Origin of the sequence: Bacillus cereus group sp. MYBK14-1 (assembly GCF_051916885.1) — a bacterium.
GTDB lineage: Bacteria > Bacillota > Bacilli > Bacillales > Bacillaceae_G > Bacillus_A > Bacillus_A cereus.
This window is the reverse complement of sequence record NZ_JBQAHM010000001.1, coordinates 499,359-513,693: the sequence shown is the minus strand read 5'-3', so window position 1 is coordinate 513,693 and position 14,335 is coordinate 499,359. Positions and strand designations below refer to the sequence as shown.

The following is a 14,335-nucleotide window of genomic DNA, read 5'->3' as shown; positions in this document are numbered from 1 at the left end:
GGAAAAGGTAGGGAGAAAAGATGAGTCAAGAAATTGAAAAGAGAATCAGTCAATGTAATCAAAAATTACGAAATATATTTGAAGAACAAAATGAAAACCGAATTGCGCTGCAAAATCAAGAACGAGCTGAGGTTAGTTTTCATGTATGGAAAAATAGAAGTAATCGTTTATTTAACCGAATACTAGAAACTTGGCACGGCGACAAAGAAGTGTTTCACCTTTTTACGAATATGCGGCAAGAAATCGGACAGTATGAAAGAAAACTTACATTCGAATTAGAAAATGAAAAAGAGACGTTGCTTAAAGAAAAACGGCATCTCAGTGAGAAAGAAAACGACCTTTCCTATGAACAGCAGCAACTACAAAGGGAGGCAAATACATGAGTTTAAACATGTATTTGGGAGAAGTACAAAGTCAAACTCAAAGTATGAACGCTATATGTAATGCTACGATTCAAAGTATGGAACAAGTCATTCAATCTATTGATGCCTTTGCGATAGACACAGTATTACAAGGACAAACATACAGTAGTGCAAAATCCTACCTTGTCCAAACATTTCGGCCATTAGCGCAAGGAATTATATGCTTATGTGAAGAATTAATTCGCCAAAACGAAGCATTTCCAAATGAGTTCCAAGCGAAAGTTGCTTCGACAGATGTGATTGAACAAGAAATAAGAGAACAAATAAGGGGAATTAATCAATCGATTACAAGTATAGAAGCAATCGAAGTACTTACACCGATGCCTGGAGTAGACGCAATTGTAACGGTATTAAGAGCAATGAGAAAAAAACTGGAAGAAAAACTAGAGCATTTATATGAATTCAATCATTCATCCAGCAACAACTACAGCACCGCCCTCCAATTAGCAGCTAGCATCACAGCCGGACTCTCTGAAGTGCAAAGCGGGAAAGGATTTAGTCCTGTGAGTGGTACGTTTCATAGTGAAAGGTTAAATATGGAATGGGCAAAACAAATTCAAATAACTATAGAAGAGAAAATACGGAAATCTGACAATGGTATTGGAAAAAGCGTAGACTTAGAGCACAATGTGTATAACGAAACGGAAGGAATAAGTAGCGAAAATATATCTATCAACAATAGATTTACAAAAGAAGAGATACAAGCGACACAAAAATATCTTGAAGGAATTAAAAATGGTACAATAAAAGGGAATATAGGTGAGGATTTCCAAGTTGAAACCGATGATTATGAAATGGAGCATAACATTTTTGGCCAGCCAGTCGGTGGTAGAAGGCCAATACTCGATCCTTTTTTAATCGGTGTGGCGAAGTTTGGATTCGATTTTCTCTTTGGTGATCTTTTCACACTCTTTGACTCAGAAGCTACCTATGGTGAAAAACTCCTAGCAGTTGGAATGATGTCCCCATATGGGAAGGGTGTAAAAATAGTTGATAAACTTCATGATTTAAAAAAGGTTGGAGATGTGAAGAAAGCAACGGCTGGGAGTGCGGGGGTTACTAAGGGGATAGATAATCCTTTACTACCAGGTGAAGGGAAAGTTGGAACATATGAAGAATTAATTGATGCAGGAACACGTGGAGACAATATAACTCCTCACCATATGCCGTCTGCAAAATATATGAAAACAAAAGCAGAGGTACATAAAAATGATGGAGTAAGTATGAATATGGAGCACCCTCATCCAGGGAAAGGGGGCAGGCACCGTCAAACTGAAACATACGGAATGACTGGTAAGAAATTAGATGCCTATCTTAACCTTGAACCACGTGACGCTTTAGCTCGTGATATAATTGATGCAAGGAATATTTATATAAAAGAAGGACTTTACACTCCTGAGATACGTTCAGGACTATTGGAAGTAATAAAATTAAATAAAACAAAGTACCCAAATATTTTTGACAGACAATAGGAGGTGGGGAAAGTTGGACATTTTAGTCGAACTTACCGAATTAAAGAATAATCGTTTATTAAGAGATGAGAATGAAGTAGAAAAATTTGAAAAATCTATTGGGAATATTTTAGAAATGGAGGATGTTAACCATATAGAAGTATTGTGTCAAGGCTTTGATGATTTAACTGAAAATGATGAAGTAATGTTTGGTTTAATTCATGCTATAGAGTCGTATGACAAGATTGTTAGTTCTGAAGTTTCGCTGAAAGTGTTAGCTAATTCTATTCCTAAGATGATTCCTCATGCTAAGGAATGGTTAAAGATACTTCACAAAAGAATATTGAATCATGAACCATCGAGGAATATTTATAAAAAAATCATCCCTACATTAAACAATGATATTCAGAAATATGTTGTTTCTCAATTAACTAGTATTAAAGAAAGAAACCCAAGTCGTTTTGAAGAAAGTGTAAATTCAATATTAGATTTTTTAAAGTAAGTTAAAAACCTTGACTGGCTAAATGCCTTTCAAGGTTTTTTAGTAAACTAAAAGGTTTTACTTTTTGAAGATTTCACATGTAAATCAAAACTTATAATAGTAAATTGATATTCAAATATAGCGACAAAACTTACAGAATAATAGTTATCTATTAAATGAAACTACAATTCATAAGTGTTGATTTCTTTTTCTACCATTTTAAAACAAATATTATATTACTCCTGAGATTAACGCAAATAGCTACCACAATATTAGGCGATAAGGTACTAAATAAAGTAGGACATATCGCAAAAGGAGCAAAAGCATAAAGTGGAGTAAGTACATTTGCTAATGCAGTAACACTAGCAAAAGAATTGAAGCCAACGCTTGAAATGTTACAATCATTTAAGAGAGATGCTTCCTATGCATTCTCTAGTGTTGGTGGAACTATTGTAACCAAAATACCTCAAGGCGAATTATTAGAAGCTTTTTATAAGTTTGCGAAGTCTAAAGATGGTGGTAAGGGTACGGGTAAAACTGGTGAAATAGCTAAGGAATCTGGAAAAGTAGCTCAAACATTAGAAGTAGCTAGAGCACAACAGCGTAAGGTAATAGGATCAGTAGAAAGTGGCGAAGTAGCTTTAAAAACAACGAAGCGTAAAGGGAATTATGGTGAAATGAAGATGGATGACTTTTTTGAAAGTCAAACATATACCAGAATTAGTGATGATCGTGTAATAACATTAGATCAAAAAATTGTTAAGGGAATAGATGCTGTATATGAAAATTCATCTCCGCCACCTAAGTATGTGATAGCGGAGGCTAAGTATAATACTGCGCAACTTTCAAATACAAAAGATGGAAAGCAAATGAGCGAAACATGGATAGATGGTTCTAGACGTTTGGAATCAACTGTTGGAGAAGAAATGGCAGATAAAATTCGAGAAGAAATGCTTTTGAATCCTGAAAATGTACAAAATATACTAATTAATGTTGATAAGGATGGTAATGTGGTTAAAAGCATTTTGGATTCTTCTGGGAAGAAAATAATTGAGTGAGGAGAATGAAATGAGAGATATTTTAAAAAATGAAGATTATTTCGAGGATTATTTAAATAGACAGAATAATAGAATAGAAAAGTATAAAGAATTAGCAATAAAAGTAAAAAATGAAAGACCAAATGATTTAGGTAGTATTAAAAGAGCTTATGGATATATTGAATCAATTTGTATTGATAAATTTAATTGTTTATATTCAATGGGAAGACCTATGGAAGTACTAAGAGATTTTTACCCCGAAATAATTGAGGCGATGAAAAAGGGATGGAGTGGTAAATATAGATATATAGATTTATTGTGGGTTCTTTCTATTGGGATAATGCTAGATGTTTCAAAAGATTATATAATTGAATTAGAAAAGTTGGTAGAAAAAGAGAAATTGAATGATTATTTGATTGATTTTTTATTTAGTTATAAAGATGAAAATTGGGAAGGGAATAACACGGAATTTATCTTTGCAGACCCATATAAATCAATTTATCGTGTGGTTAATGCAAAGAATAAAGAAGAATCAGTAAAAGAATTGAAAGAATATTTAGAGGGAAAATGGTATAAGGGGCATAGTGATACAGGCTGGTATGATTCACATGAAAATAAAAATGATATCTACAATGGTTATTGGAGTTACGAAAGCGGAGCAATCGTAAAGATTTTAAAATTAGATGATTCAAGTTTAAAAAATACTTTATACTACCCTTATGATATGGTGCATTATCAAGGAAAATAAATGTAAAAATCCACAGTGATAAATTTTTTACACTGTGGATTTTTAAGTTTGTGTTAAAGTACCTATTAAGGGTACGGCTAACGGTAAACCTAGCAGTAACAAAAATACAAATGTAGACAATTTTGATGCAAAAACAGCTACAAATAAGCAAAAAGGTAATTATGGTGAAATAAAATCTAGTGACAATTTATTGAATAATCAAAGTTTAAAAGAAGCTGGATTTGATTTAAAGCCAGTCGGAAAAAGTGCACCATCAGGCATAAATGATAAAATAGTAAAAGGAATTGATGGATTATACGAAAATACAAATGCAGAATCAAAGATCAAATACGTTATAGATGAAGCTAAATTTGGTAGTTCACAATTAGGAAAAACTAAAGATGGACGACAAATGTCAAATGATTGGTTGAATGGTGCGAAGACGCGAAAAAGTAGGATATTGAAGGCTGTTGATGGAGATATGAAATTATCAATAAAAATTACGAATGCATTGAAAAAAGGTGAAGTGGAAAGAGTACTATCAAAAGTTGATAGTACTGGGAACGTTAAAACTTATAGAATAGATGCAAAGGGAGACATTATTGGAGAATGGCCATAAGTTTAGAAGCCAGGAGGAATTGAAAGGTATGAGAGATCATTTATGTATAGAAAAAAAATGTAGAGAAGTAATAGAATATAATAAAGAGTTTATTCAAGAAAATAGAGTTGAAATTAAAAGTTTAGAAGAAGATGAAAAAAAGGTATTCAAAGGTATCCTAATGATAATATAAGTATCATAGAAGAATTCTATCAGTCAAATTTTATATACGATTTGGATAATGTTAATGCAAAATATTCCCTAGGAGAAGCTATCCATACAATAGAAGGAGATTTTGACAAAGCTCTTATTAATTTGAAGCATATAGGAAAAAAAGAAGTTGGATATTTAAATCTAATTTGGATGATATCTCTAGGGATTTTATTAGAGACGGAGAAAAAGAATCTTGTAAGTTTAGCTAAACTAGTTGAGAAGGAAAATATGAACGACGCAGTAATTGATTTCCTCTTATGCGCTAGTGATATCGGATACACAAACATGACGAACAGATATTATAAAGAAAATCCATATGCAAAAACGAGAGAGATTATAGAACTTGTACAAACAGATAAAAAAGAAGCATCTAAAAGATTACAAACGTACATGGAGAAAGAATGGTTTAAAGGCCATTATGATTATGAATGGAAAAATGCGTACAAAGAACCTGGATATGTGGGGTACTGGAGCTTTGAGACAGCTGCAATAGTAAAGATACTCGGACTTGATGATACAAGTTTAAAAGATAATAATCATTATCCATATGATTTGGCACATTATAAAAATGAAATGAAATTCAAGCATATAGACCTAAGTGAATATCACTATGAAGATGAGACAGAAGAAATCGAGGATATAGTAGAAGGAATTGAACATAATCCTGCATTGGAAAATATTATTCCGCCAAAATGGCATTCATTGGTCAATGAATTAATACATGATTATGAGAATATGGATGATAGTAGTTTTTATGAAAAATACAAAAAAACGATAGGAATAGGTCAAGTGTGGTTCTTACCACAAGAGTATGAAGAAGAAAATGAGCAAAAAAATCTATTAGGAAGTTTAATTGTGTTTGCCCTGACGGTAAGAGATTATATATTACAACTGGACTATAAAGACGATTTAGAAGACTACATTGATAATCTTAAAAATTTCTGGAATGTTTCAGAAACAAAGTTAGTTCAATTTATATTAGAAAATGATCAAAATTATTATGCATGGGTACCAAAAGAAGCAAGCATCCCAAATATGTATGAAGTGAAGATTGAGAGTGTCGATGTAGAGGAAGTTCTATAACGAACAAATCGAAATGGTTTTTATTATATGTAATATTAGAATGCATTTTACTAGTTAATTGAAAACAATGTATGCGTGGGAGTAAAAAGGATGTATTGTTACTAAAAATTAGAGGGAAAGAAGGCTGTTGGATTGAGTTAAGCACCTCATTGTCAATATACGACAATAGGTGCTTTTTTGCGTGCAATGAAGAAAAAATAAAAGATTCATTTTCACTCTATTTCATCTTCGAATTACATGTTATAATTTGGAAAAAAGTATATTCTTAATTTTTAGATAATTAAAAGGTGGTAGATAATATATGAGTACATTAAAGAAAATTACTAATAATATTTCGAAGGTTATTATAGGAAAAGACGAATCGATTGAACTGGCAGCTATAGCTCTTATAGCAAGAGGACACATTTTATTAGAGGATGTACCTGGGACAGGAAAAACAACATTAGCGAAAAGTTTGGCTAAAAGTGTGGACGCCAAATTTCAAAGAATACAATTTACAGCGGATACTTTGCCTGGAGATGTTATTGGCCTTGAATATTTTGATGTGAAGGAATCGGATTTTAAAACGAGGTTAGGACCCATTTTTGCAAATATCGTATTAGTGGATGAAATTAATCGAGCTGTACCGAGAACACAATCTTCGTTACTTGAGGTTATGGAAGAGCGTACTGTTACAATTGCGAAACAGACACATTCATTACCAGAACCTTTTTTAGTTATAGCAACGCAAAATCCACTCGAATCAGCGGGCACATTTCCTTTACCAGATGCTCAATTAGACCGATTTTTACTTACGATTCGCCAAGGTTATCCTACGAGAGAAGCTGAAAAGGAAATGATGAATCGGTTTCAAATGAATGATCCGTTAGAAACATTACACTCTATTATTTCAAGTGAAGAAATTATTACGATGCAAAAGCGTGCAAGAGAAGTGTTAGTAGGGAATGATGTGCAAGATTATCTTCTTGAAATTATTGAAGCAACTCGTAACCATGAGTTAATTGAAATTGGTGTAAGCCCTCGGGGAACGTTGGCATTTATGAGAGCGATTCAAGCACGGGCAATATTAAATGAAAGAGATTACTGTACGCCAGATGATATTAAGACGCTCGCTGCATCAGTTTGTGCTCATCGTTTAACGTTAACGATTGAGGGAGAGATGAAAACGACGAAAGAACAAATTATGAAAGAAATTCTTCATACGATTAGTGTGCCAGTGGAGAATATACGATGAATCAACAGCTTGTGTATACACCTTTAGCGGAGCCTTTCGTAATAGGGGTTATGTCAGTTGTAGCCGTTATTTTAAGTGTATTTTCAAGTAATCTACTGTTTTTATCTCTCGTATTTTTATATGTAATTTTAATAGGTGCTATGCATGTATATATACGTAAAGTATCTCGTGTTGAATGGGAATACAGTCAAGGGAATTCGAATGTTTTTATAGGTGAAACGAATATGTGCAAAATGAAAATTTCAAACAAGTCGATATTTCCTATTCTTAATATCGTATTTCGATTTAAATGTGAAAATAAGCTAACTTGGAATCATGATGAAATAAACAAAAATCATAGTACAGGTTCAAATTATTATATGAATTTTAATTTAAAAGGAAGGGAGTCAGTTTCATTTGATTTGCAAGCTGTAGCGTTAAAAAGAGGCATCGCGAAATGGGAAGAAGTTGAAATTGTTATTACTGATCTCTTTGGATTTATAACGAACCATATAACATATAAACAAGTTGATACGCCCTCTTATTTAGTTTTACCAGCTGTTCCGAAAATACAAGTTCCTGAATTACAAGAATGGTCACGAGGATTTCGAAAAGCGATGTCTTCACCCTTATATGATGAAACGAAAGTAATGGGAGTAAAGTCTTATGAAAATGAAGATTTTCGTTCCATCCACTGGAGTGCAACAGCGAAAACAGGGACAATAATTGCGAAAAAGTATGAGCGAACACAATGTGATAAATACGCGATTTATCTCAACTTGCAAAATAAAAGTGGTGTTTCTTTGCGAAATGATATAGAGGAACTAATTGAATTAACAGCAGGTATATGCAAACAACTTCTTATGCAAAACTGTTCGTTTGAAGTATGGATCAATAGTGTAAAAGATAACGGTTTGCTACATATAAAAAATGGGGATAATCGGAAACATTTGCAAAATGTATTAAGGATACTTGCCTCGATATCAGACCAAGATACGCCTATATCTTCTTCTTACTTTTACACAGCAGGCTTTCGTCGAAAGGAACTGGATGCGGTTCCTTTAATTATTGGTACTTCACCAAAGAAATACAGTAGAACGAATAAATGGATTGTAATGAAAGAATAAGAAGGGGCTTATGTCATGGTGAATAAAAAGCGACATATGAAAGTGAAGTTATGGAGTGTGAGAACTTTAATCATACTTTTCTTTGCGATTAGTGCGATAACGTTATCACAAGGTATTGTGTATGTACAAGACATAGTAAAAGAGCGTTTTTTCAGTAAGACTAAGACAATATCGGAAAGAAATTATGACTTTACTAGTATAGGTGAAAATTTTGATGATTCCAAAATAGATGAAGATGAATATGAAGAAGTAAAAGATACGGGTATAAGAACGAAAACGGGTAAAAAATTTCAACCTTTCGAAAGAGAAAGTCTATGGAGTGACGTGCTTTCTGTTCTTTCAAATGTATGGATTACTATAGTTTTTTATGTGATAATCGCAATATTAATTATATATGCCATCTACAAGTATATTAGGAAAAAATTGACGAAAACAGAAATAGTACAGGAGAAAGAATCGATCACAAAGCAAACTGCGATAAGAAGCATAAAGAATGAAAAAGTCATTCATCAGTTAGAACAGCCGTTACCGACAGATAAGATAAGAAAAACGTTAGTTGAATGGGAAAGAACATTACCATTTCATGAACAGAGAAGGTCCTATGAAACGATACAACAATGGTTAAAAAGAATTTGTAGAACAAGGAATATTATCTCGTTATATGAGTCTGTTCGTTATGGTGAAAAGACGTATACGGATTTAGATGTGGAAGAAATAATGAAGTGGGTAGAGGGAGACGGGAAGGTGGATACATAAATATCCACCTTTTCTATTTTTATACGGAAATTTGATTAACATGAATTATTTTCTTATATGAAAGCGTCTTCAAATAGGTAAACAAAATTAACTTTATTTACTTATACTTCATTACATGTTAACCTATACTTAATTTTTATAAATTATAATTAATTTTTGATTTTTTAAGGATGTGAAAATGTAATGAAATCGGTATTAAAAAGCATACTTATTTCCTTTGTTTTTTCAGCAGTAGGTATGTGTTGGTTACTGTACGTATTATTCAAAGGAGACGGAGACTGGTTATTGTCTTGGATAGGTGTATTAATGGCATATTTATCTTTATATACTTTAATAGATTTATATTGTAAAAATACATACGATAAAAAAATAAATAAATGGCTTATAAAAACATCGGTGACTAGTTTTAGTTTTGCTGTATTAGGAATCTCATTTTGTATCATACATGAGCTATTAACACCGTGGAGTCTTAGTTTAATGGTGTGGTATTGGTTGCTAATGTTAGTATTATTTTTAACAACTATAATATCATTAATCAGTTTAGTATTTGTTAATCGTAAAAATCACAATTTCACCGTTGGATATAGAATGCTCATACTTCTAAATGTATTTCTTACATTGGGACCAGTATTATGGCCGCTATTACTTTCTATTATTGGAAATGGTATGAATGCTAGTGCGGGCTGGTAAAAAGGAATATAAATTAGTTGTGTAAAGAATAGGATGAAAAGTTGATATAGAATTTTAAATGTTTAAGAGAACATGTTTACATAAAAAATGAAAACATGTTCTCTTTTTATTTGCATGCATAACTCTTCCTCAGTTTACCGTATTTAAATTTAAACGTAAGTATTTCGTAAGGAATGGATAAGAAAAAAGAGAGATTTATCATATAGGATGAAAGTATAGCTTGAATCAATTCGATATTAATGGAGGAGAGAAAGCCTTATGAAAAAATGTAATTCAATTAAGTTAGCAAGTTTTGCAGTTTTATTAGCGGGTACTGTTCTATTCACACCTGGTTTTACTGTGACTGCAGAGTCAACTCAAAATATTTCTAGTTCGTCACAAGTACATGATCAAAAGAATCGTAATGGCTGGAAACAAGTAATGCAGGAAACAGTACAGCTTGGTGCTGTAGGAATATTAGCTAAGGCGTCTAACAACGGAAAAACTAGTAGTTTTACTGCTGGCGTGGCGGACTTAAGTACAAAGAAACCGGTGAATTCGGATTATCGCTTTCGGATTGGTAGTGTGACGAAGACGTTTACTGCGACGACTGTGCTTCAATTAGTAGGAGAAAATCGCTTACAACTTGACGATCCAATTGAAAAGTGGCTACCAGGTCTCGTGCAAGGAAATGGGTATGATGGTAATCAAATTACGATACGCCAACTTTTGAATCATACGAGTGGTATAGCTGAATATTTAAAGTCAAAAGATGCTGACATAATGAATTCGAAAAAAACGTATACAGCAGAAGAAATAGTGAAAATAGGACTTGCGCTGCCTCCGGATTTTTCGCCAGGTAAAAGCTGGTCGTATTCAAACACAGGATACGTAATACTAGGAATGCTTATTGAAAAAATAACTGGAAATAGTTATGCGGAAGAAATCGAAAAGCGAATTATTGAACCTTTGGACCTATCAAATACGTTTTTACCAGGAAATTCACCCGTCATCCCAGGAAAGAATCATGCTCGTGGATATGTGAAAATGGAAGGAACAGGCGAGTTGAAAGACATTACGTATTATAATCCGAGTTTAGCTAATGCAGCTGGAGATATGATTTCTAATGCGGATGATTTAAATAAGTTCTTTTCATCTTTACTCGGTGGTAAGTTACTGAAAGAACGCGAGCTAAAAGAAATGCTTACTACAGTTCCTATAGAAGGAAAAGGCGTTGGTGACGCATACGGTCTTGGAATCTATGAGACTAAACTTCCAAACGGTGTTTCAGTTTGGGGGCATGGAGGAGGAATTCCTGGATTTACAACTTTTGCTGGGGGAGTAATTGGAGGCAAACATACATTGGCTATCAGTCTCAACTCTATAGGTGGGGTCGATATTGTTCCGCAGTTTAATAAAATGATGCAAATTGAATTTAATAAATAGATGAAAAGAAAATGAATAGAATTTTGTTATAGTTGTATTTAAAAGAGGTGCTTTTTTAAGTTCGCAACTATGGACAGTAGTTGCATTTATGATATGACATCAAGTGTATTCCAAAGTGAAAATCAATCTTAATGCTTACGACAAAATAAAAAAGGATGTCAGTTACATGACATTCTTTTTATTTTGGATAAAAGAGGTATGTATATAGTTCTGAAAATTGTTATTTTTGAAATTGTTCCATATAATGAAGGATATAAGGGCGCCAATTGGGGAGTTATGAATGGAAAATACTTTAGTTAGTTAAATATTTCTCGTTTTAATCAAAATAATTATGAGTTGATTTGGAGTTGAATACAATGGAGGAAAATCATTATAAATGGAGTAATAAACAATTACGAGAACATGTTGAAGTACTAGATGGTAAGAGAAGTCCACACATATTATTAAAGAATGCAACATATTTAAATTCCTATATGCGCGAGTGGATGACAGCGAACATTTGGATATATAATGATCGAATTGTATACGTAGGGGAGCAGCTGCCAGAGCAATTAATGGAGTGTGAAGTTGTTGATTGCGAAGGAAAGTATGTCGTACCCGGTTACATAGAACCGCATGCACATCCGTATCAGTTGTATAACCCAGAGACGTTAGCGAATTATGCGATGCAGTTTGGGACAACAACTTTTATTAATGATAATTTAACTTTATTTTTCACATTAAAGCGTGAAGAAGCATTTCGTTTATTAGATGAATTCAAAAAGATTCCAGCAAGTATGTATTGGTGGTGCCGTTTTGATGGACAGACTGAATTGCAAAACGGAGAATCTTTGTTTAATCGTGAAGAAATAATAGAGTGGCTGCAGCATGAAGCGGTTCTTCAAGGCGGCGAGCTAACAGCATGGCCAAAACTATTACATGGCGATGATGAAATGTTAACTTGGGTGCAGGAAACGAAGCGATTGCAAAAGAAAGTAGAAGGACATTTTCCGGGTGCATCTGAAACGACTTTAGCGAAGTTAAAACTGTTAGGTACAGATTGTGATCATGAAGCGATGACAGGGCAGGAAGTTTTCACTCGTCTTATGCAAGGTTACACTGTTTCCCTAAGAAATTCTTCAATCCGCCCAGATTTAGAAGTTTTACTGAAAGAATTGTTGGAACTAGGCGTAAAGCAGTTTGATAGATTCTTTTTTACAACAGACGGCTCACATCCTTCGTTTTATGAAAATGGAATGACAAACGTAATGATTTCTACCGCGATAAAACAAGGAGTGCCAGTAATAGATGCATACCATATGGCAAGTTATAATATTGCTCGCTATTATAATATGGAACATGTACATGGTTCGATTGCGACAGGTAGAATTGCTAATATCAATATTTTAGAAAGTAAAGAAAACCCAGTACCAATTAGTGTCCTTGCAAAGGGGAAATGGGTGAAGCGTGACGGTGTAAATACGCATGAAGCATTACATATAGACTGGAGTAAATATAAAGTAACTCCATTATCATTAGATTGGTCAATAGAAAAAGAGGATATGATTTTCTCTAATAAAACGGGGATACACTTATTAAATAACGTTATTACAAAACCATATACTAGTGAAATCAATATAGACTGTGATGAATTATCCACAGATCATGATGAATGCTTCCTCATGATGATTGCTCGTGATGGTACTTGGCGAGTAAATACAGTTGTAAAAGGTTTTGCGAAAGAATTAGGTGGTCTTGCTAGTTCTTATTCCGGCACAGGTGATATGATTCTCATTGGAAAAAGTAAAGAAGATATGCTTACAGCTTTTCGTAGAGTAAAAGAGCTCGGTGGTGGAATGGTCGTAGCAGAAAACAATGAAGTGTTACACGAAATAGCATTACCATTGCTCGGGAGTATGTCTAATTTAAAAATGAGTGAATTAATACAGGAAGAGAAACAGATGGTGAAATTACTACAAGAGCGTGGCTACGCGTATGATGATCCAGCATTTACAATTTTATTCTTTTCTGCGACGCACTTGCCTTTTATACGAGTAACACCTATAGGATTATATGATGTGAAAAGTAGTAAGGTAGTTGCCCCGCCCGTGAATTTGATAAAGCAATATTAAAAGGAAAGATCCTATAAAAATTTTATAGCATAAGAATATTGTAAGCCTCAAATGATATAGTATCTAAATCATTTGAGGTGATATGTAAATATGAAAAAAATATTTTACATTTTAAGCGTATTTATTCTGTGTGTATCGATACAACACGTTGTACATTCCCAATCAGATGCACCAGAATTATCTTCGGATTGTCTCGAAGAAAGAAAAGTTAGAGATGAAAAGCATGTGAAGAATATAATACAGGACATTAAATCCACATTTAATTTAAATATTGATGAACATAGTTTTTGGGAAGTAAGTAAAAGAGATCTGGAGGCTGCTCATTTGATGTATGGTGGAAAGGAAAATGATTCTTATTATAATTCGCTAACTAAAATTTATGATAGTGGTGGATTTAGCGAACAGCCCAGCTTATTTGTGAGGGCACAAGAAGCATTTTTACTTTATAAAGAAAAAGATAATATCAATGTAATGAAACGCCTAAAACTAGACGTTGAAAAAGGGGAATGGCTCGTTATAAAAACGAAAAAGAAGAAAGGGAAAAAAGTGAAATTCAAGCTGTTGCAATGTGAAAAAGATTATATGAAAAAGAGAAATGAATAACAAAATACTTATTCATACTGTTTTTATTCAACGATATTTTGCTGTTGATGTGAAATAGAAAAAGGTAAACGAACATATTAGCTTTATGGAATATGTTTGTTTACCTTTTTTTGAGAGATTTAATAATTGGGGATTATTTACTGGCTAATGAACTTATAATATTCAATGAATTTGTTCTTCATAAACATTAGATTTTGTGTCAAATGATTTATACATTGCCGAATCACCTATGTATATTTTATTCTACAGTATTTATAAAAGAATGTTGGCTATTCATAAGAAATATGATTGGCACGGTTTTTGCTTGTATTACATGTAAGGAAGGGAGATTGTATGTAAGGAATCTGTACTCGTAATAGTATAAAACAAGCTACTATTGCATTATTAATCATAGTTGT

The 14,335-nt window shown here is 33.1% G+C and carries 13 protein-coding genes and 1 pseudogene; all 14 read left to right on the top strand.

Going from position 1 to position 14,335, the window contains the following annotated elements; translation table 11 throughout:
* Positions 1 to 20: 20 nt before the first annotated feature.
* The 14 genes and pseudogenes from ACTFR3_RS02650 (at position 21) to ACTFR3_RS02585 (ending at position 13,937) form a co-directional block, all read left to right on the top strand.
* A complete protein-coding gene (locus tag ACTFR3_RS02650) occupies positions 21 to 383 on the top strand; it encodes a DUF3958 family protein (RefSeq protein WP_440044137.1) in 363 nt (120 codons plus the stop codon).
* Positions 380 to 1,894 (top strand): T7SS effector LXG polymorphic toxin, encoded by a 1,515-nt coding sequence (locus ACTFR3_RS02645; RefSeq protein WP_440044135.1) that lies wholly within the window; start codon positions 380 to 382, stop codon positions 1,892 to 1,894. Before ACTFR3_RS02650 ends, ACTFR3_RS02645 begins: the two co-directional genes overlap by 4 nt.
* Before the next feature lie 13 nt (positions 1,895 to 1,907).
* Positions 1,908 to 2,375, top strand: a complete 468-nt coding sequence (locus tag ACTFR3_RS02640) for an Imm30 family immunity protein (protein ID WP_043936975.1) — start codon at positions 1,908 to 1,910, stop codon at positions 2,373 to 2,375.
* A gap of 371 nt (positions 2,376 to 2,746) precedes the next feature.
* Positions 2,747 to 3,412 carry a hypothetical protein gene (locus tag ACTFR3_RS02635; protein WP_440044134.1) on the top strand — a complete coding sequence of 222 codons (666 nt, stop codon included), beginning with the start codon at positions 2,747 to 2,749 and terminating at the stop codon, positions 3,410 to 3,412.
* A gap of 10 nt (positions 3,413 to 3,422) precedes the next feature.
* On the top strand, positions 3,423 to 4,139 hold the full coding sequence (locus ACTFR3_RS02630; RefSeq protein ID WP_440041572.1) for a PoNe immunity protein domain-containing protein: 717 nt from the start codon (positions 3,423 to 3,425) through the stop codon (positions 4,137 to 4,139).
* 190 nt (positions 4,140 to 4,329) lie between these two features.
* Positions 4,330 to 4,737 carry a hypothetical protein gene (locus ACTFR3_RS02625; RefSeq protein WP_440044133.1) on the top strand — a complete coding sequence of 136 codons (408 nt, stop codon included), beginning with the start codon at positions 4,330 to 4,332 and terminating at the stop codon, positions 4,735 to 4,737.
* 28 nt (positions 4,738 to 4,765) lie between these two features.
* Positions 4,766 to 6,012, top strand: a pseudogene (locus ACTFR3_RS02620) (PoNi-like cognate immunity protein).
* Positions 6,013 to 6,313: 301 nt separating this feature from the next.
* Positions 6,314 to 7,246 carry an AAA family ATPase gene (locus ACTFR3_RS02615; protein WP_440044132.1) on the top strand — a complete coding sequence of 311 codons (933 nt, stop codon included), beginning with the start codon at positions 6,314 to 6,316 and terminating at the stop codon, positions 7,244 to 7,246.
* Entirely contained in the window at positions 7,243 to 8,352 is a 1,110-nt protein-coding gene (locus ACTFR3_RS02610; RefSeq protein WP_440044130.1) for a DUF58 domain-containing protein, read from the top strand. The genes ACTFR3_RS02615 and ACTFR3_RS02610 overlap by 4 nt, the downstream gene beginning before the upstream one ends.
* A gap of 15 nt (positions 8,353 to 8,367) precedes the next feature.
* Entirely contained in the window at positions 8,368 to 9,108 is a 741-nt protein-coding gene (locus ACTFR3_RS02605; protein WP_119683599.1) for a signal peptidase II, read from the top strand.
* A gap of 183 nt (positions 9,109 to 9,291) precedes the next feature.
* A complete protein-coding gene (locus ACTFR3_RS02600) occupies positions 9,292 to 9,798 on the top strand; it encodes a DUF3902 family protein (protein ID WP_000843839.1) in 507 nt (168 codons plus the stop codon).
* A gap of 258 nt (positions 9,799 to 10,056) precedes the next feature.
* The gene (locus ACTFR3_RS02595; protein WP_078421529.1) at positions 10,057 to 11,223 is read left to right on the top strand and encodes a serine hydrolase domain-containing protein; all 1,167 of its coding nucleotides are present in this window, start codon (positions 10,057 to 10,059) and stop codon (positions 11,221 to 11,223) included.
* A gap of 356 nt (positions 11,224 to 11,579) precedes the next feature.
* The gene (locus ACTFR3_RS02590; RefSeq protein WP_440044128.1) at positions 11,580 to 13,334 is read left to right on the top strand and encodes an adenine deaminase; all 1,755 of its coding nucleotides are present in this window, start codon (positions 11,580 to 11,582) and stop codon (positions 13,332 to 13,334) included.
* 90 nt (positions 13,335 to 13,424) lie between these two features.
* Positions 13,425 to 13,937, top strand: coding sequence for a hypothetical protein (locus ACTFR3_RS02585; protein WP_000719372.1), 513 nt, complete (start codon positions 13,425 to 13,427; stop codon positions 13,935 to 13,937).
* The last annotated feature ends 398 nt before the right edge of the window (positions 13,938 to 14,335 follow it).

What these genes read in the sequence shown, in the direction of transcription:
- ACTFR3_RS02615 (WP_440044132.1), top strand. Translation starts at nt 6,314, where the DNA reads ATGAGTACATTAAAGAAAATTACTAATAATATTTCGAAGGTTATTATA.
- ACTFR3_RS02645 (WP_440044135.1), top strand. Translation starts at nt 380, where the DNA reads ATGAGTTTAAACATGTATTTGGGAGAAGTACAAAGTCAAACTCAAAGT.
- ACTFR3_RS02630 (WP_440041572.1), top strand. Translation starts at nt 3,423, where the DNA reads ATGAGAGATATTTTAAAAAATGAAGATTATTTCGAGGATTATTTAAAT.
- ACTFR3_RS02610 (WP_440044130.1), top strand. Translation starts at nt 7,243, where the DNA reads ATGAATCAACAGCTTGTGTATACACCTTTAGCGGAGCCTTTCGTAATA.
- ACTFR3_RS02605 (WP_119683599.1), top strand. Translation starts at nt 8,368, where the DNA reads ATGGTGAATAAAAAGCGACATATGAAAGTGAAGTTATGGAGTGTGAGA.
- ACTFR3_RS02600 (WP_000843839.1), top strand. Translation starts at nt 9,292, where the DNA reads ATGAAATCGGTATTAAAAAGCATACTTATTTCCTTTGTTTTTTCAGCA.
- ACTFR3_RS02590 (WP_440044128.1), top strand. Translation starts at nt 11,580, where the DNA reads ATGGAGGAAAATCATTATAAATGGAGTAATAAACAATTACGAGAACAT.
- ACTFR3_RS02585 (WP_000719372.1), top strand. Translation starts at nt 13,425, where the DNA reads ATGAAAAAAATATTTTACATTTTAAGCGTATTTATTCTGTGTGTATCG.
- ACTFR3_RS02650 (WP_440044137.1), top strand. Translation starts at nt 21, where the DNA reads ATGAGTCAAGAAATTGAAAAGAGAATCAGTCAATGTAATCAAAAATTA.
- ACTFR3_RS02595 (WP_078421529.1), top strand. Translation starts at nt 10,057, where the DNA reads ATGAAAAAATGTAATTCAATTAAGTTAGCAAGTTTTGCAGTTTTATTA.
- ACTFR3_RS02635 (WP_440044134.1), top strand. Translation starts at nt 2,747, where the DNA reads ATGTTACAATCATTTAAGAGAGATGCTTCCTATGCATTCTCTAGTGTT.